15 protein-coding genes and 1 other RNA gene are annotated in these 18,015 nt (G+C 41.6%); 8 read left to right on the top strand and 8 right to left on the bottom strand.

The window, feature by feature from the left end:
- Positions 1–62 precede the first annotated feature (62 nt).
- From B5D59_RS00545 to B5D59_RS00520, 6 genes are all read right to left on the bottom strand, one after another.
- Positions 63–1,964 carry an ATP-dependent DNA helicase gene (locus B5D59_RS00545; protein WP_078816493.1) on the bottom strand — a complete coding sequence of 634 codons (1,902 nt, stop codon included), beginning with the start codon at positions 1,962–1,964 and terminating at the stop codon, positions 63–65.
- A 69-nt stretch (positions 1,965–2,033) separates the two neighbouring features.
- Positions 2,034–3,161 carry a THUMP domain-containing class I SAM-dependent RNA methyltransferase gene (locus B5D59_RS00540; RefSeq protein ID WP_078816492.1) on the bottom strand — a complete coding sequence of 376 codons (1,128 nt, stop codon included), beginning with the start codon at positions 3,159–3,161 and terminating at the stop codon, positions 2,034–2,036.
- Between the two features lie 20 nt (positions 3,162–3,181).
- A complete protein-coding gene (locus B5D59_RS00535) occupies positions 3,182–4,843 on the bottom strand; it encodes a diguanylate cyclase domain-containing protein (protein WP_078816491.1) in 1,662 nt (553 codons plus the stop codon).
- A gap of 143 nt (positions 4,844–4,986) precedes the next feature.
- An RNA gene (rnpB, locus tag B5D59_RS00530) (RNase P RNA component class B) lies at positions 4,987–5,361 on the bottom strand.
- An 85-nt stretch (positions 5,362–5,446) separates the two neighbouring features.
- On the bottom strand, positions 5,447–5,740 hold the full coding sequence (gene gpsB / locus B5D59_RS00525) for a cell division regulator GpsB (protein ID WP_040758157.1): 294 nt from the start codon (positions 5,738–5,740) through the stop codon (positions 5,447–5,449).
- Between the two features lie 80 nt (positions 5,741–5,820).
- On the bottom strand, positions 5,821–7,071 hold the full coding sequence (locus tag B5D59_RS00520; RefSeq protein ID WP_139365917.1) for a ribonuclease H-like domain-containing protein: 1,251 nt from the start codon (positions 7,069–7,071) through the stop codon (positions 5,821–5,823).
- Between the two features lie 385 nt (positions 7,072–7,456).
- Between B5D59_RS00520 and fmdA the strand changes: the two genes are divergently transcribed.
- Both fmdA and B5D59_RS00510 read left to right on the top strand, forming a co-directional pair.
- Positions 7,457–8,635, top strand: a complete 1,179-nt coding sequence (gene fmdA, locus B5D59_RS00515; RefSeq protein ID WP_078816489.1) for a formamidase — start codon at positions 7,457–7,459, stop codon at positions 8,633–8,635.
- Between the two features lie 14 nt (positions 8,636–8,649).
- Positions 8,650–8,919, top strand: a complete 270-nt coding sequence (locus tag B5D59_RS00510) for a zinc ribbon domain-containing protein (protein ID WP_078816488.1) — start codon at positions 8,650–8,652, stop codon at positions 8,917–8,919.
- A 273-nt stretch (positions 8,920–9,192) separates the two neighbouring features.
- Here the strand turns inward: B5D59_RS00510 and tnpB are convergent, their stop codons facing one another.
- A complete protein-coding gene (gene tnpB / locus B5D59_RS00505) occupies positions 9,193–10,350 on the bottom strand; it encodes an IS200/IS605 family element RNA-guided endonuclease TnpB (protein WP_078816487.1) in 1,158 nt (385 codons plus the stop codon).
- Positions 10,351–10,558: 208 nt separating this feature from the next.
- On the opposite strand from tnpB, the gene B5D59_RS00500 reads away from it, so the two are divergent.
- From B5D59_RS00500 to B5D59_RS00480, 5 genes are all read left to right on the top strand, one after another.
- On the top strand, positions 10,559–12,232 hold the full coding sequence (locus B5D59_RS00500) for a ribonuclease J (RefSeq protein WP_078816486.1): 1,674 nt from the start codon (positions 10,559–10,561) through the stop codon (positions 12,230–12,232).
- A gap of 406 nt (positions 12,233–12,638) precedes the next feature.
- The gene (locus tag B5D59_RS00495; RefSeq protein ID WP_245799410.1) at positions 12,639–13,100 is read left to right on the top strand and encodes a helix-turn-helix domain-containing protein; all 462 of its coding nucleotides are present in this window, start codon (positions 12,639–12,641) and stop codon (positions 13,098–13,100) included.
- Between the two features lie 159 nt (positions 13,101–13,259).
- Positions 13,260–14,225: a hypothetical protein gene (locus tag B5D59_RS00490; RefSeq protein WP_139365916.1), complete on the top strand. Its 966-nt coding sequence runs from the start codon at positions 13,260–13,262 to the stop codon at positions 14,223–14,225.
- A 12-nt stretch (positions 14,226–14,237) separates the two neighbouring features.
- A complete protein-coding gene (locus tag B5D59_RS00485) occupies positions 14,238–14,819 on the top strand; it encodes an ImmA/IrrE family metallo-endopeptidase (RefSeq protein ID WP_078816483.1) in 582 nt (193 codons plus the stop codon).
- A gap of 79 nt (positions 14,820–14,898) precedes the next feature.
- On the top strand, positions 14,899–15,858 hold the full coding sequence (locus tag B5D59_RS00480; RefSeq protein WP_078816482.1) for a DUF6414 family protein: 960 nt from the start codon (positions 14,899–14,901) through the stop codon (positions 15,856–15,858).
- Here B5D59_RS00480 and B5D59_RS00475 read toward each other — a convergent pair.
- Positions 15,842–16,033, bottom strand: a complete 192-nt coding sequence (locus B5D59_RS00475; RefSeq protein WP_078816481.1) for a hypothetical protein — start codon at positions 16,031–16,033, stop codon at positions 15,842–15,844. The genes B5D59_RS00480 and B5D59_RS00475 overlap by 17 nt on opposite strands.
- A gap of 143 nt (positions 16,034–16,176) precedes the next feature.
- Between B5D59_RS00475 and B5D59_RS00470 the strand changes: the two genes are divergently transcribed.
- Positions 16,177–18,003, top strand: a complete 1,827-nt coding sequence (locus tag B5D59_RS00470) for a recombinase family protein (RefSeq protein WP_078816480.1) — start codon at positions 16,177–16,179, stop codon at positions 18,001–18,003.
- Positions 18,004–18,015: the final 12 nt, after the last annotated feature.

The following is an 18,015-nucleotide window of genomic DNA, read 5'->3' as shown; positions in this document are numbered from 1 at the left end:
CGTAAATTAAATAAAAAAGGCACAGACATTGATTATTCAACGTCTGTGCCTTTTGCTATTCTTCATGAAAATGGTACAGGTAAAACTCTTTCTATCACAGGCAGTAACTCACTTCTCTCCGGTTCAACGAATAAATGAATAGAACCCGCATCCTCACTCGTCCGGATCAGCCGGCCGATTCCTTGACGAAGCCGCAACAGCATGAATGGTAGATCCACTTCATCAAATGCATCTTCCGCGTATTGTCTTCTCGCTTCAAACAACGGGTCTTTCGGCGGGAACGGCAGATCAAAGATGATGACACGCGTCAGGGATTCATTCGGAAGATCTAAACCTTCCCATAAATGATAGGAGAAAAAGACTTGGACCTTGCGCTGCTGGAAGTCTTTCACCAATGAAGACAGCGAACGCTCTCCTTCATAAGCAACTAGCACTTGAAGCTCTAACGGCAGTTTTTCATAGGCTTCCATCATCGATTGCTTAGAGTTAAACAATACTAAAGTTTGCTCTTCCTCTGAAAGAAGCATTGACAAGCGCTCGATGTTGTCTTCGTGTACACCTTGTTCCAAATGGATCTTCATCACATTCTCATAATCAAAAGGCGATTCAATGGAAAACGACTGATACGACTCAATTCCGAGACTGTATGCCAAGTAATCAAACGATTTCTCAACAGATAACGTAGCGGAAGAGAAAACGATCGGCATTTCGCCAGTGAATAACTTTTCTTTCAAAATAGACGTCACGAGTCGCGGCATGATCAGCAAAGTGCTTTCATCACGTCGATTTTCCAACCAATCTACAGCGTCATTCTGATCAGCAAATAATTCCATCGAATAAATATACTGCTCCAAATACTCCTCCACTATTTTCAGATCGTATTCTGGAATGACGTACAATTCACCCTCAAAGACGAATTCCTCAAGAAGTTCGTTCGATAAAGAGACGGCTTTCTTAGCTAGTCTCATCATTTCATCGTTCTTGTTAATCGTCAAACGCTCATTATCATTTTGCGTCGCATGCTCTCGTAATTGCTTAAAGAACAGTTCATGGACATCCAATAATTGCTCCATCAACTGCAGAGACTTCTCCCGAATGCCATCGACCATGATACGCTCAAGCAATTGGACAATCGTCTGCTCCTGCACTTCATAAGTCAATGCCCGCTGCGCCGAATACTCAAGCAGGTGTCCTTCATCAAAGACCACCATCGATACTTCTGGCAGCAATGGCAACTGTCCTTGACGCACTCTCGATTCTTTCGTCCACAGATGTTCCATATAAAAATCATGCGAGCAAATGATTAAATCCACTGCTTCTCTATAGTGATTACGATGAATCGTCTGTCCGCAACGATTACGGATATCACACGCCGCACATTGCTGAATCGGATGGTAATTGATCATTTCCCACTCTTCATCTTTCAAATATGGATAGTCGGAACGCACTCCATATGGAAAAACAGACTGCAACGAACGATCGGCATAGATAAAATCAGGCAGCTCATCTTCAACTAAATCAACAAACTCTTCGTCTGTTCGATTACTTGTCTCTTCTAGACGCTTTAGGCAAATATACTGATTTCGCGCTTTGGCCAATCGTACATCGATCGATAAATCGAGTGCCTGACTCAATTTCTGAATGTCGCCTTCTTCTTTGATCAACTGATCGATCAACGTCTCATCTGCACAAGAAATCACAGCAGGCTTTCCTGTATAGCGTGCATATGCAAGGGCTGGAAGCAAATAGGCAATCGTCTTCCCTGTACCCACACCCGCTTCCGCCAGTAACACATTTTTGTCCTTAAGTGCTTGTTCGATTTGAAAAGCCATATAAATCTGCTCATCCCGGCATTCGAACCCTTTTTCCGTCAAATCATCATATAATGTATCGCCCAACCAATCATTCAGTGATTCAAAGAACGTTTGGTCTTTCACTAATTGAAATGGAATTTTTGTACTCATACTGACTCCTCCCTGAATGCAAGCGAAAGGAAGAGGAGTGCTTTCCTCTTCCCATCGATTTCGATATGGTTATACGCGCTGTCCCCAAAACTGATAATAATCAGTGCGGATGAAGCCGTTAAATAGTTTACGTTTTTTCGTCGCTCTTTTCCCATACATCGTCTCATAGTTTTCGAGTGAAGATAAAATATAGACGGACCAGGATGGGTGATGCTCCATAATTGACCCAAGGATTTCTGCTATATCTTCCGCTTCCTCTGTTTCGCCAAGTCGCTCTCCATATGGCGGATTGGCAATGAGGACACCATTTTGTCCTTCAATGTGCAAATCCCGGACGTCTTGCTGCTGCCATGAAATCAAATCTGCAAAACCGGCTTCCACCGCATTTTGCTGAGCTATTGAAATCATTTTACCATCGACGTCGTAACCGCGGATATCAAGCTCTTGGTCGTACTTCGCTACGTCTTCCACTTCTTCTCTGACGCGATCCCATACTTGCGCTTTCATCCAAGGCCATTCTTCACTTAAAAATGAACGATTATAGCCAGGCGCAAGATTCTGTCCAATCATCGCCGCTTCAATTGGAATCGTTCCCGAACCGCAAAACGGATCCACGAACGGGCGACTCGGACTCCACTTCGATAATTTCACAAGTGCTGCAGCCATCGTCTCTTTAAGAGGCGCATCTCCTTGTCCTAATCGATAGCCGCGTTTATGCAATCCGGAACCGCTCGAATCGATCGTAATTGTTACCTTATCCTTCAAAATTGATACTTCCAATTTAAAGAGAGGACCTGATTCATCCAAGAAGCCAATGCGCTTATACGCGATCTTCAACCGCTCCACAATTGCTTTCTTCACAATCGCTTGGCAGTCCGGCACACTGAACAGCTTCGATTTGACCGACTTTCCTGAAACCGGAAAAGCGGCATCAAACGGCAGGAACTGTTCCCAAGGAATCGCTTTCGTCCGCTCAAATAACTCATCGAATGTATAAGCTTTAAATTCACCAGCCACCACGCGAACCCGATCTCCCACACGAAGCCACATATTGGCTCTGGCAATCGTTTCTGCATCTCCATTGAAGAAGACTTTTCCGTTTTCGGTCTGGCAATCATACCCAAGATCTTTTATCTCAGATGCTACAATCGACTCCAGCCCCATTGCGGCTGTAGCAATCAATTTATATTCACTCACAATAAAAACTCCATTCTCCGTTACTGGATCAGATGAAGAAATTCATCAAACTCCAGAGGTTTACTTATATATGTTCCTTGTGCATAGCTGCAGCCTAACGCGCGCAACCGCTCACATTGGCTAACGTCATCTACACCCTCAAAAGACAAGTCAATCTCTAAAGCCCCAGCCATCGCTTTAATCGCCTGAGCAATCTTCCATTGATCTTCTTCAGTCGATAGCCGTTTCACTAGATTACGATCTAGTTTCAAATGCCCGATAGAGCTATCTGACAGCAAAGGAATTGATGAATAACCGTAACCGAAATGATCGATCAGCAGATGAAACCCCAACTTTTTCAAGGTCCTTAACTTATGGATGGATTGCTCTTCATCTAGCATAATAACCTTTTCATCCAATTCTAATTCAAAATTTTCAGGCTTAACATCAAATTGTCCGAGAATTCCACAAACATTTTGGATGAACTGAGGATGCGTGAAGTACATGCTCGAAATATCGACGGCAATCACTGTGCGCAAACGTACAGCTTCCGGCATACGGGAAAGGTCCTCGCAAATCCTCTCAATGGCCAAGTTGGTAATCGGAATATCAAGACCCATCTCTACCAGTTCCTCGTAGGAATCCCTCAGTGTAGTAACCGATTGTTTACATCCGCCACATCGCAACGAAATCTCCGCACCGCGGAACATACCTGTCCCAAGATGAAGTTTCGGCTCATACAGTAACTGAAAGTCCTTATTTTCGACCATGCCAATCAAATCTTGTTCCAGCTCTTGAAGATTGGCAATGCGCTCCTCCAAATCTTGCTCAAACAGCGTCTGTCGATTACGGCCTTTTCGCTTGGATTCATACATGGCGACATCTGATTTTCTCATTAAGCTCTCTCTGTCGGTACCATTTTTCGGATATAAGCTAATTCCGATACTAGTCGACATCCCGACTTCATAGGAGGCACTGTGATAGGGCTGCTCAATCGCTTCAAAGATCCGATCCGCTAAGAGCACTGCTTCCCCTTCATGCTTAATGTCTGTTTGAACGATAACGAACTCATCGCCGCCTAACCGGGCAAACAAATCATTTTTCCTAAGAATTTTCTTCACTCTTCGTGTGAACTCTTTCAATAATTCATCTCCGACGAAATGTCCCATCGTGTCATTGACTTGTTTGAAACGATCCAAATCTAAAAATAACACAGCGTGCATTTTCTTTCTTTCGGGATCACCACAGAATAGCTTGTCCATTTGACTCGTCAAATAGTTACGATTTCCAATTTTCGTCAAAGGATCTGTACAGCCATCGCCTTTTGATGTCGGCTGGTTTATCATGGAAGCGGGTCGGCAAATTCCATAATAATATGCCTGGTCATTGGTGGTATCCAAATGGAAGAACAATTTGACGTCTCCATCTTCTCCATTTTCACCAAACGGCAGACCGCCTTCCCAATACCCTGTCTTTTCAGCTTCTTCCCAAATATCATGTTGCCATGTTGCCGGAAAAAGCTGAAGCATGGACGGATCTTCATTATTGTAATGGGTCAGTGTAAAGAAAACAGAGTTAGCAAAAAGCAGGTTTTTACTTTCATCTGTAACGAAAACGCCTTGTTTCATTTCCTCAATAATTGTATTATAAATTGTTGGCGGGAAGGCAGGGTTTATTTGAAAGAAATCAGACTCATTTACCATTACCTTCCCTCCTTATGTATCGCCTTTTCAATCGGTCTCTTCTCAGTATTATGTCAAATAAATGCGATTAGCAAACCTTCTGTACAAAAGAAAAACTCTCCCAATACTATAGGAGAGCTAATTGTGATGTAAACCATAGAATATTCTGTAAGCCATGTTTTGTTCTTCAGTACTCAAACGGTTTGCACCTCGTACTTGAAGCGGTAATCATCTATCTACAGACAATTGCCTGTCCCTTCCTCCATTGAATTCTTTCGGAAGAGCGCCCCTACCATAATTTGGGTTTCTCACTCGTGGGGTTTACCCGTTCCACTTGACATGTTTCCATGCCAACTACGTCACTGTGGCACTTTCAGAGAATCTCATCCATATCCGAAGACTAAGGATTTATTCTCGCCATCAATGCAAAAGCATTGCCCCGGCTTATTTTTTCACCGAGCACGAACACTACGGTCATCTCAGAACCGTGTGAGCATGGACTTTCCTCTACAATAAAATTGCAGCGATTACCTGAATAGACTCTATGGTACTCTTTAGTATACATCAATTCATCCCGGCTATCAATGATTTCGTTCAAACTGGTCATTTCCAATTTAAAGAAAATCAGTTATCAGACAGCTTGCTGCCGAAAACTTGTCTTTCCAAGTTGGATAGGCGCTGCAAGATATCAAAATTCGTTGGTTGAGGAGTCGGCGCAGACGTTCTATGCTGCGAAGTACTTGCTGACGCTTTCAACCGTTCGTTTTCTTCTGTAAGTTGCGCGATTTCTTTTTTGAAAGTCTCATAATCTTGGATTACATCGTCCAAAAATAAATCTACTTCTTCTTGTTTATATCCGCGCATTGCTGTTTTAAATTCTTTCTCTAAAATCTTCTTTGAATCTAACTTTAATTCCATGACAAAACGTCCCTCCGTCTGTGATCCCATACGGTCATTATAGCATATCATGTCATTCTTTGTCTTAATTGAGAAGGTCCTTAAGACTCTCTTGTCAGTTTCTGCGCTTGCCCGGGAAATAGTTTCTTCTTCACGCGTATTTCCCGCTTGGAAAAGGCGCTCTGCATGCTATCAATAAAGCGTTTGGATAGTTTATTTTGTTGTTCGAGCAAAGATTTCCCCTTGTTAATTCGATCAACCGCCAGCGGGAAATCTTTCAGCTTATGTTCATATAATTTCGCCAATTCTTCATAGGCAAGTATTTGTTCCCGGCCTTCTCCACTCGAAGCTACGATTTCAAATGATTGGACCGCACGATCGTACTCTCTATATCGCTTCAATAGAAACCCTAAATGAAAATGTGTCAGCGGATAACTCGATCCGTACACTTCTGCGATTCTTTCCAGCTCGGCAAAACTACGCTCAGTCAAACCAAGATCCTTGAACCATTTGGCGATATTCGTTGCGACTTGAGCAGTTGGTTTACTCTCCTCCTGCAAAATCATATCAGAAGAAAGACTGAACAGCGTGACGAGGGAAAGAATATCCCATTCATTGTGCCACATAACCTTCATCAAGATTTCAGCCCGCCCATTCTTCACGGCATCCTGATAGATGATCGGCGCCATATGCCCTGGAATATCATCTTTCCGATGAAAGCCTAGCTGTTTGCGCTCGATTTCCGTAAGTTTGAAAGAGTCCATTTCGCCTTTCCAAATACGCCGCGAACCATGCAACAGATCAATTTGCTTTGGAACCGGCAACTTAGGGAGCTGTTTTCTATGCAGCGACCAACGTGTCTGCAATTGCGGAAAGTCAAAACTCTTTCCATTATAAGTGACAAGCGTCAGCCCTTCCTGCCAAAGTTTTGATGCATAGAGAAACGCTGCTTCGTGATCTGGATTCGGCAGCACGTACTGTGTCATGATGAATTCATCCGATTTCAGTTCCAATAACCCAATCAAAAAAATTACCGCGCCCGCCCCTTTAAGTCCCGTTGTCTCGGTATCGAAAAAGAGCAGCTGATCAGAAGAAGGAGCAAGCGGATGAGCATATCCAGTCTCCGTCCAATTGGTCAACTTCTCTTGTATGTCCCCTAAGCAAATATCGCCATGCATATAGGTAAGCGGATAATGAATGACACGTTTATAAACAATACCCAAGTCATTTTCGATTTTTTCCAGGCCCGTCGTCAGCCATCTCTTTTCATATGATGGCGCCGGCGGTTTCGTAAACGTTTCAACCGACTCTTGCACGACTGTCGTTTTTTTCACTAGCGATTTCATGGCCATAAGTTTTTTCTCATAAGACACGGCAAATCAACTCTTCTGTATGCGGGCTTTCCATCGTATGCTCCGCAGCCCGGATATAGTATTGCTTATTTATCTTTAAGAACATCGATACACCTCACCCCTCGAAGCAATTACATGATTTGTATTGAATTATACTATACTTGAAGGACTTATTAATAGAAACACACTCGTAAACATACAGGCGAGTATTTCTTGGGGAATAAATAGCAGATGAGAATGAAAAGCATTGAAACGAAGTAACCGCATGCCGCATATTTCCTCCACCACAGTCATTCTCACTATTGCAGTCATAAACGTGGGACAACTTCACATATGTTGACATGGTAATGCTTGCGCAATTTATTTAATTAGGAGGAATTTGATAATGGCACAGTATAAGTACAGACTCGATTTAAGCAAACCTATGGAACAACAAGAGCAACCCGGACACAATCGTTGGCACCCTGATATTCCTGCTGTTTTTTCAGTAGAACCGGGAACCGCATTTCGAATGGATTGTAAAGAATGGACCGATGGACAGATCCATAATAATGACAGTGCAGAAGACCTTCGCACCGTCAATCTTACTCGTGTCCACGTATTAAGCGGTCCTGTCTACGTCAATGGCGTGGAGCCTGGTGATTTGCTCGTCGTTGATATTTTGGATGTCGGAGCCCATCAAGAATCAGAATGGGGGTTCAATGGGATTTTTGCGAAAGAAAACGGAGGCAGCTTCTTAACAGATGAATATCCAGAGGCCGCCAAATCGATTTGGGATTTCGAAGGCATTTATACGACGTCCCGCCATGTGCCTGGTGTCAAATTTGCGGGTCTCATTCATCCAGGTTTGATTGGAGTCGCTCCCTCAATGGAACTATTACAAAAATGGAACGAACGCGAACAAGCTTTAATTGATACGGATCCTAATCGAGTTCCCGCACTTGCAAATCCCCCCTCCGAAGAAAGTGTAGTGTTAGGGCATTTGGAAGGCGCGGAGTTTGACCGGATCGCAAAAGAAGGCGCGCGTACAGTCCCGCCTCGTGAAAATGGAGGAAACTGCGACATTAAGAATCTCTCCAAAGGTTCTAGAATCTTCTTCCCAGTATTTGTGGACGGCGCCAAACTGTCCGTCGGCGATCTGCATTTCTCTCAAGGCGATGGAGAGATCACATTTTGTGGCGGTATTGAAATGTCAGGCTGGATCGAGTTAAAAGTGGATGTGATTAAAGGGGGTATGGAGAAATATAAGATCAAGGAAAATCCCGTATTCCAACCTGGACCTGTTGAACCGAATTATAATGATTTCTTAGTTTTCCAAGGCATTTCCGTAGACGATCGTACAGGAAAACAACATTATCTGGATGCTAATCTCGCTTATAAAAAGGCCTGCTTAAATGCCATTGAGTATTTAAAAACGCTCGGCTATACAGGTGAACAAGCCTTTATGCTTTTAAGCTCAGCACCTGTGGAAGGTCGAATTAACGGCATCGTGGATATTCCAAATGCCTGTTGCACGATTGCGATCCCAACACAAATCTTTGATCAAGACATTATGCCGAAATAATAGGAGGGTAAATCTTGCCAAACTACACATTTCGTTGTCCAGGTTGTGGAGAATTCACGCTGTTCTTTAATTCCATGTCCGGCAACAGGGAGAATACAGAATGTCCTACTTGTAAATCAGAAGCTGCCAGAGTTTATTTTGCGCCTCACCTCTTCACCCTTTCTCGTAAGCTCAGCTCGAAGATCGAGAAAGGGATGGAACCGCAACGAATGACTCGGGATGAACTAGGTGCAAAACAGAAGCAAACAAAGGTAAAAGCAAATCGTCCTTGGCAAGTCGGGTAGACTCCTCCATGAATCTTGAATCAATATAATAGCGTACAAGATAAGAGGCTTGGACATAACCAGCCTCTTTTTTATGTGATTAGACTTCACTGAATAAATGGGATTACTCAAACTATTGCAGGCAAAAATGCAACAAAAGGTACTACTCTCATCACTGAATCAAATTCGCCTAAGAGGAATATGTTACTTGTTCCATTATTGAACTACTACCACTTTCACTACGTTTAGAAGTGAGAGATTCCTAAGATCACCGGCGTAACCGCCAGTTATTGATTAGGCTATCCCCGCAGCCCCTGCGGTTAGAAGTCTGTTCGCTTCCTTTTCAAGATTTATACTTGCGTTAAGATCTCGGTCGTGATGACTTCCACATTTCAGACAGCTCCATTCACGCAAAGCCAGATTCTTAACGTCTTTGTTTCGATCTCCACACTTCGAACAAAGTTGACTCGATGGGAATGTTTTTCCTACGACTACAATCTGTTTGCCGTACCACTTCGCTTTATATTCAAGCATTGTACGAAATTGTGACCAGCTAACTTCGCTAATTGATTTAGCCAATTTTTGATTTTTAAGCATAGTAGTGATTTGCAAGTCTTCTATTCCGATTACATCGTGGTTTTTGATGATATCGGTTGAGAGTTTATGCAAGTAATCCTTTCGCTTATTCGCAATGCTTTCCTGGATACGCGCAACTTTGACACGTTGTTTTTGATAATTTCTCGCTTCACTTAGCTTACATTTTCTTTTGATAGCTAGTTCTCTCCGTCTTGAGAGAATCCGTTGCGCTTTCGCTAACTTCTTCTCTAATGAACGAAAGTACTTGGGATTGTTATACACTGTGCCATCTGATAAGACTGCGAACTCTTTCAAACCCACATCAACACCCACGGAGGAATTCGTTTTAGGTACTTCTTGTACTTCTGTTTCAACAAGAATCGAAACGAAATAGTTGTCCGAAGAAGTATGTCGAATCGTTGCATTCATAATTCGACCCTTCACTTCACGACTTCGCGAAAATTTTATCATGCCCAACTTAGGGAGTTTAATTTTGTTGCCAACGATTGCGATGTTGCCATTTGTTTGTTTTGTTGTGTACGATTGAACCTCATGATTTTTTGATTTAAAGCGAGGTGCTTTGTTTTGTTTTTTGAAAAGTCTTGTATAAGCGTCAGCCAAATTTTTTAGGGAAGACTGAAGGGAAATGCTGTCCACTTCTTTTAACCAAATGGTACGTTCTTGCTTTTTTAACTGAGTTAGTTCAGCGGAACAGGTAGTGTACGAGAGTCCTTTCCCTGTCTCTTTGTACGTGCTGTCCCATTTAGCCAAAAAGTAGTTAAAAACAAAGCGGCTACAACCAATTGTTTTTGCGATTAAAATACGTTGTTCTTTGTTCGGATAGATTTGAAACCGATAGGCTTTGTTGATCAGCATAAAATTCACCTCCACCAAAAGAATGTACGTTCTCATTATAACCGACTGACATACTCTTTGGCTAGCGCCAACCGATATTTATCACCCACTTACCCATTGGGCTACGCCCTACACATTCCTTGAAGTGGGCGTCTTCTGTCGGAAAGTAATAAATTCCCTATGAACGGACATACTTAAGGTATTCATGAAACATAGGGAGAGACGACTAATGACCAATCTCGAAAATACTTTGTCGATTTTTGCTTTAGGCGGGATTAATGAAATCGGGAAAAACATGTACGTAGTGCAATATGAAGATGATATCTTTGTTATTGATTGCGGCTCAAAATTTCCTGACGAAAGTCTTCTGGGAATTGATTTGATTATCCAAGATATTACGTACTTACAACAAAATAAAGACAAAGTCAGAGCTCTTATCATTACACACGGACATGAAGATCATATTGGAGGCATCCCCTATTTCTTAAAGCAACTGAATATCCCCGTGTATGCAACGGAATTAACAGCTGGGTTAATAAACCTTAAATTGAAGGAACATGGTTTGCTTCGTCATACGGAATTAACAATCTTCCACGCAGCATCTAAGTTATCATTCGGAAACGTGGACATTTCGTTTTTCAGGACAAATCATAGTATTCCCGATTGTGTAGGAATCGTTTTCCATACACCTATTGGGGCAGTTGTTCATACTGGGGATTTTAAGTTTGATTTAACCCCTGTGAATAATGATGCGCCAGACATTCACAAGATGGCGGAAATCGGAAAAAACGGTGTGCTCGTATTACTGTCTGAAAGCACCAATGCGGAGCGCCCTGGATTTAACCCTTCGGAAATAACGGTCGGAGGACATATTGAAGAAGAATTCCGAAAGGCACAGAAAAAAGTTTTTATCTCTACGTTCGCATCCAATGTACACCGTGTTCAGCAGGTCGTCGATGCAGCACAAAAAACGGGTAGAAAACTCGCTTTACTAGGCAGAAGCATGATAAATGTGGTAAGCGTTGCCACGGAACTTGGGCATTTGAGAATCCCTGACGATATGTTGATCGAACCATACGAGATAGGTAAAATGGACCCTGAAAAAGTCGCCGTTTTGTGCACCGGCAGTCAAGGTGAACCGATGGCAGCTTTGTCGCGGTTGTCGAGTTCCAATTTCAGACACGTGGAAATACTTCCAGACGATACCGTTATTTTAGCTTCATCCCCTATCCCGGGTAACGAGAAGAATGTTTCACGGATTATCGATAATTTATATCTTCTGAAAGCAAATGTAATTTATGGCTCAGGCGGTTCAACCGGTATGCATGTTTCCGGCCATGCAAACCAAGAAGAACTGAAGCTCATGCTTACACTGATGAAACCGAAGTATTTCATTCCCATTCACGGAGAATATAGAATGCTCTATAAGCATAAGCAACTGGCCGAATCTGTTGGCGTAGATCGAGAAAATATTTTTATTATCAACAACGGAGATGTCGTAGATGTCGATCATACTAAGGCATATCAAACACGAAGAGTTCATGCTGGCCGTGTGTTTGTTGACGGATTAGGTGTAGGAGATGTGCGTAATATTGTGCTGCGTGACCGAAGAGTCCTGTCAGAAGAAGGGATGCTCATTATTGTTATCACGGTTAGTAAAACGGATGGTCAACTAATTTCCGAACCAGATACCATCTCGCGAGGCTTTGTTTATGAACCCGATGCGAAGGAACTCATTAAAGAAGTCAATGAAATTGTTAAAACAACGGTCACTAATTTGAGCTCGATACATGGCAGTAAACGAACGGCTATCAGACAGAGTGTAAAGAAATCAGTGGAGAGTTTATTATTTGAGCGAACGAAAAGAAGACCGATGATCCTTTCGTTTTTGATTGAGATTTGAATTACAAAATGAATCGAATAAAGAATGGAGCGGGAATACCTTTCAACTTTATTAAAAAAGAAGTGGTAGCCGTCATCAGATCGGCTTCCACTTCTACTTTTATCCCGTCAACTCTTTCAAAAGTCCCTCCCCTCGACTCTTATTATTCATCTCCCCTGTTTCCTATGCGCGATACAGATCTGACACAACCATACTCACAAAGGCATTCCGCCTGTGACACATAAGCTACTTGGGTTATCATATCTACTATATTTATCCCTTCAACAATTCTTATCTCTCCTAAGTTTACATATATTATTTTCTTAGCTTCCAAACTAACGTTCTCTGTTATAACTAAAAATTATAAATACTTTATCCTCATATTCCGTTAGTTCTATATCTATTTCCGTTAGTTACTGTTATTATTTTGGTAATTCAATTATTTCAAAAGGTGATTACTATAAGTATAGGTGAAAGAATCAAAACCAAAAGAAAACAATCGAAGCTAACACAAACTAATTTAGGTAGCCTGGTAAATGTTTCTTCTCAAGTTATTTCAAATTGGGAAAGAGGCTATAGTGATCCTAATCATGATGATGTGGCACGATTGGCTTTAGCTTTAACTTGTTCTACAGAGTACTTACATGGACTAACCAACAATAAATTTTCAAATGAAGACGTCATTGCTGTTGGTCAAGAGATAATTCTTTCTGTAGAAGAAGTGAAACTTTTCAATGAACTGAAAAAGTATCCTGTTATATTTCATGACATGGCCTCTGACCCAGAGAAGAAAGTGAAAGAATTGATTAAGCTTTATAAGATAAGGCAGATGTTTTTGGAAGACGATGATGAAGATTACAGGAATGAGTTTGGGGAATTAGAAAATTAAATACCTGGTACTACCACGGTTTTTAACCGTATTTATTTTTACATAAGACATGGGAATATATCACTAAGTTGTACATGTGAGTCGAGTTAACTAGGGGGGAATAGATTGGGAGAATTCTTGGCTGTAATTTGTGCATTTACATTTCTAATCGGTCTGGTCATGCTGATTATTGCTTTCTTTAGAAAAAGGCCTAAAAAGAAGGTGGGCATTGCTACGGGTATAGGCTTCATGACAATCTTGATTGCAGGATCAATACTTCCACCTGCAGAAGAAACTGCGAACAGCAAAGAAAAAATTGCTGTAGATAGCAAAAAAGAAGATGACGAAAAGAAAGAAAAAGCTTCAAAAGATGAGGTTGCAAAAAAAGTGGCTGCTGAAAAAGCGGACATAGAAAATAAGAAACAAGCTGCTGAGAAAAAGAAAAAAGAGCAACTTAATGTAAAAGGTACTGTAAAAGCAACTGCCGGAAAAGGAAAAATACAAGTTGAAATTGATACCAACATACCGGACGGAAGCTTATTGGAAGTATCTTTGATAGACGGTAACTTGAATCATAAGAGCGGTTTTGTAAAAGTGAAAGATGGCATTGCGGAAACTTCATTCGATATTCCTGCCGATTGGAAACCTGCCCATTTTGCAGCGAACGCTATGTTCCGTTTCAATTTGGACGAGCATCCGCAGCCTGAAGATATTAAAAATATCTATGGTGAAACAGGAAACAAAATGACCGGAGACCTTGCCTCCGAAAATCAGCTAGGTGGTAAAAATGCTGTTTTCGAAACAGTCACTGTACCCTATCCTTCTGTAGAAGCAGTTAAGACTGAGCAAGATAAATCTTTTAATCAGGCAATTGCTGAAATGAAAGAATTGGGTGGTGGAATCATCCTGGACGTGAAGCCAAGGCAAGGTAATTGGGATATCGTCAACGTAGTAATAAGTGACGCCTGGTACTACTCGCCAGATCATGAAAAAGAAAGGTTCGTAGATCAAATTGGGGAATTGGTTATGAACCTAGTGAACAACTCTGGTAAATACGAGGATCTGGTGTCTGTATATTTCGTAGATAGCTATGGATCCGACCTTGCAACACCAAGAATATTAGGCGGTTGGAAACTCAAGAAATAAGGTTGTGATTTCGTGCAACTCAGACAACACACAGACTACTGGGAGGAACGGGCCGACAAGGTCCTCTCCCATTTTCATTATACATACCCGGATGAGATCGACATGTATGACATCTGCTGGCGCTACGGCATCCGCATACTGCCGGTGGACAAGCCATTTACCGAGCCGTTCATCCAGTACGACACAATTCATCATCTCAAAGCCTGCTCCCTGCCAGGCAAACGCAGTAGGCGGGGCACCATCTTTCTAAAAGAGGGATTGAACGCCATCGAGAAGAAGCTGCTGCTTGTAGAAGAATTCTGCCACCTGTACGCCCGTCACCAAACACAACTCAGCGCCGATCCATACGCCCTCAGCAAATGCGAGAGCCAGGCAAAACGAATGGCCGCCTACCTCCTCATGCCAGCACGATTTATAGAAGAAGTATACGTCGCCGCCTTCGATCAGCCCATCGTCATTTCAGAAGTAGCCGACTACTTCCTGGTTAGGATGAGTTTGCAAGTTTGCAGCCTATCGGATGGAATTGATATTCATGCATCGGGTGGACGGGCTTGCCGCGGCTGGTGGGAAGTTAGGGACGGTGGAGTGGATTGAGAATTAACATTTCATATTTCAAATTGTAAGTGTTTTCTAATACGAAATAAATTTGCATAATAATTGGAGGTAATTAAAAATGAAAGAGATTATTTACTTAGATACTGAGATTATGAACTCTTTATTAGCGCAATTAGACGAGGGATTAGTTCATAGTTTCACGTTGGAAAACTCAGGAGAAGAAACTGAAAGTGAAGAAATTCAGACAACTAGAGGTAAAGAGTCTGGCATTACTGCAGGAGTCAAAGTTAGTACAGGTATGTTGCCTGGCGGCGAATTCAGCTTAGGTACTAACTTGGGAAACAGCGGGGAGGAAGCTAACAATTATTCTAAAACTATTTTAGAAGGCCAAAAAGATATTTTGAATAAAGCCTTTCATGATTACTCATTAGATTTATTGATTAAGAAACTGACAGAGAACGACTTATTAACTGAGAATGGAAAACTTAAAGAAAGCGACTTACATCTTGGCGAATCTAAATATCGTTTTTATGATTTTAATCTAATTAAAAAGTCATTAAATGCTGACTTTCTAGAAAATATGATGCTTGATGATGTTAAAAAAACAGGGATGTCATATGAGACAGCTAAAAAAATAGTATCTAAGCCTTATAATCCTTCACAAGACCAAAATAAAAGAACATTAGCGGAAAAGGTATATGAAACTCATGAGCAAACACAACACGTAGTTAATACGATTAGCTTATTAAATAAAATGAGTGATTTCTCTTCAGATCTATTGGATAGATTAGTTGTAATTAAAGCCAATGATAAAATTGGATTATTAAAGAAAGATATGTTGCGTGAGTCTGTTGAATCTTTAACATTTCGAACTGATAAAAATAGAAATATAAGATATCTAGTAAGAATTTTAGGGGAGAAGGAAATAGTTTATGATGGTATAACGAACATGCCGATGCTAGATGGCGATAGTTTAGATATTATACCGACAATGATGCTTGATATTATCTTAGGTAACTTCAATATAATAAAAAAAGGAGATGTGTTAGTAACTCCAATAGCTATTTATTACGAATAAAATCAAAATGAGATGCACGTTTATCTCTATTATCATTGAACCTAGCAGCTTTGACGGACATTGAATTTTGAATCTTTTTCTTTTTAAAGTGATTTTCTTTTTTTAATTGTTGATATTCATTTTCAAGTTTCATCATCTCATCTATATTGTGGTTAATCACTTTTTTGGGATCCAATAAAATTCCCTCCTTAGCTTTATTAGGTTAGTCTTATTATACATTAAATATACAAACTTTGGTTCTCTTTCCGTAGCCCTTTTCTAAAGGGCTCTTTTTTAAAAAGTTAAAAGAACGTACATTCTTAATAGGAGTGACTAATTATGAAAGCAGCCATCTACATCCGCGTATCCACCAAGCTTCAGGAAGACCGCTACAGCCTAAACGCCCAGACAATCGAGCTAACACGCTACGCCAAATCCCAAAACTGGCACATCGTCGATATCTTTAAAGACGTGGACAGTGGAACCAAACTGGACAAGGACGGTTTGGAAGCGATGCTGGATCTGGTCGAGGACGGCAAGATTGATGTCGTCCTTTGCATCGAACAGGACCGGCTCTCCCGTCTAGATACGATCAAGTGGGAGTACTTGAAGGGTGTGCTTCGTGAGAACCGTGTGAAGATTGCAGAACCCGGCAGCGTGGTGGACTTGGCCAATGAGGATGATGAGTTCATATCAGATTTGAAGAACTTACTCGCTCAACGTTCCCGTCGTGATCTACTAAGGAAAATGATGCGAGGGAAACGTCAAAAGACCCGGGAAGGCAAAGTGTGGGGCAAGCAGCCGGAAGAGTATCGGTACAACAAAGATACTGAAGAATTAACGGTGAATGAAGAGCGTTCCTGGTTGATCCCCTACATTGATGATTTGTATATTGAGAAAAGGCTCGGTGCTACAGCTATTGCAAGAGAGTTAAATAAGATCTGCAAGACGGCTGAAGGCAAGCAATGGACAAGCCAGCAAGTCCTTAGCAAGTTAAAGAATCCTGCCTATCACGGCACGTTGCAGAAATCTTTTAGTAACGGGGAGACCATTACTGTACCTAACGTCTATCCCCCATTGCGCACTGAGCTGATGTATGCACGAATTCAAAATGAACTTAGTAAGCGATACCGTTGCAAACCGGCAGACCCCCACTTTCTCCGAGATGTGAAAATTATTTGTGATTCCTGTCAGAAAGAAATCAGCGTGAAAAAACAATACACTTACAATAGAGACAAGTCGCAGAGATATGGTTTATATGTATTGACGCATTCAAACGAAGAGACCTATCGTGCATGCCAGGTAAAGCCGACTATTAATGATAAACGCATCAAGCACCGCATCACAAAAGCAGTTAAGGACATCCTGACCGATACTAGTAAGATTGCTGAGTATATCGACTCTGATTTCGATGAAGCTGAGCTGTCACGTCTGGCTGCCGATGTAAAACGGTTGGAGAAAATGAAATCAGATGTGCATTCCAAGATGGACAAGCTGCTAGATCTCTATCTGGATGATAAATGGTCAAAAGAAAAGTTGGATGAACGTCATCGTCTATTGGAGAAACAAGCACATCAAATACAGAATGATTTGAAGGAACGAAAACGAAAGAGGAATTTGATTCAGAAGGATAAGTTGAATTTTGATACAGTTGCAGAGTTTTTCGGTGTAGCTAGCCGTTTTGAAGAACTGCTTGATCCTGTTGATCAGCAGAAATTGATCGGCAGCCTATTCCCTTCTGCTACGCTAGGGGATGATTTGTTGATTCTGCATGCTCTGCTGCCACAGGAAGTAACTGTGGATGTGAAGATCCGTATTGAATCGATGGAGGAAGCAAAGGAAAGGGAAATTTTAGAGAATGCTCGTGAGCGTTATGCCCTGGCGCAGAAGACCCTGACACAGCATCGAGGATTGTCACTTGAAGCGCTTAGCAAGATGATTGGAAGCCAGCCTTCAACTTTGAAGCTGGACCAGGAACGATTTGGTTCGTTCAAACATTTGGCACCGAACAAACAATGTCCTGATTTGAAGAAACAGCGGGTGATCGTATTGCAGGATGAATTGCGAAAAAATCCGAAGTTAAGCGGTCGTCAATTGGAGAAGCTTACGGGGATCAACCGGAAAATGATATATAAAATAATGGAAGAAGAGGAGTTGAAGCGGTGAACGCTTCGACTC

The organism is Sporosarcina newyorkensis (assembly GCF_900167515.1).
In the GTDB taxonomy this organism is placed as follows: domain Bacteria; phylum Bacillota; class Bacilli; order Bacillales_A; family Planococcaceae; genus Sporosarcina; species Sporosarcina newyorkensis.
Note: the sequence above shows the minus strand (reverse complement) of the source record. Positions and strands in the feature narration are given on the sequence as shown.

What these genes read in the sequence shown, in the direction of transcription:
- B5D59_RS00535 (WP_078816491.1), bottom strand. Translation starts at nt 4,843, where the DNA reads ATGGTAAATGAGTCTGATTTCTTTCAAATAAACCCTGCCTTCCCGCCA.
- B5D59_RS00500 (WP_078816486.1), top strand. Translation starts at nt 10,559, where the DNA reads ATGACCAATCTCGAAAATACTTTGTCGATTTTTGCTTTAGGCGGGATT.
- fmdA (WP_078816489.1), top strand. Translation starts at nt 7,457, where the DNA reads ATGGCACAGTATAAGTACAGACTCGATTTAAGCAAACCTATGGAACAA.
- B5D59_RS00490 (WP_139365916.1), top strand. Translation starts at nt 13,260, where the DNA reads ATGCTGATTATTGCTTTCTTTAGAAAAAGGCCTAAAAAGAAGGTGGGC.
- gpsB (WP_040758157.1), bottom strand. Translation starts at nt 5,740, where the DNA reads ATGGAATTAAAGTTAGATTCAAAGAAGATTTTAGAGAAAGAATTTAAA.
- B5D59_RS00470 (WP_078816480.1), top strand. Translation starts at nt 16,177, where the DNA reads ATGAAAGCAGCCATCTACATCCGCGTATCCACCAAGCTTCAGGAAGAC.
- B5D59_RS00480 (WP_078816482.1), top strand. Translation starts at nt 14,899, where the DNA reads ATGAAAGAGATTATTTACTTAGATACTGAGATTATGAACTCTTTATTA.
- B5D59_RS00520 (WP_139365917.1), bottom strand. Translation starts at nt 7,071, where the DNA reads ATGGCCATGAAATCGCTAGTGAAAAAAACGACAGTCGTGCAAGAGTCG.
- B5D59_RS00545 (WP_078816493.1), bottom strand. Translation starts at nt 1,964, where the DNA reads ATGAGTACAAAAATTCCATTTCAATTAGTGAAAGACCAAACGTTCTTT.
- tnpB (WP_078816487.1), bottom strand. Translation starts at nt 10,350, where the DNA reads ATGCTGATCAACAAAGCCTATCGGTTTCAAATCTATCCGAACAAAGAA.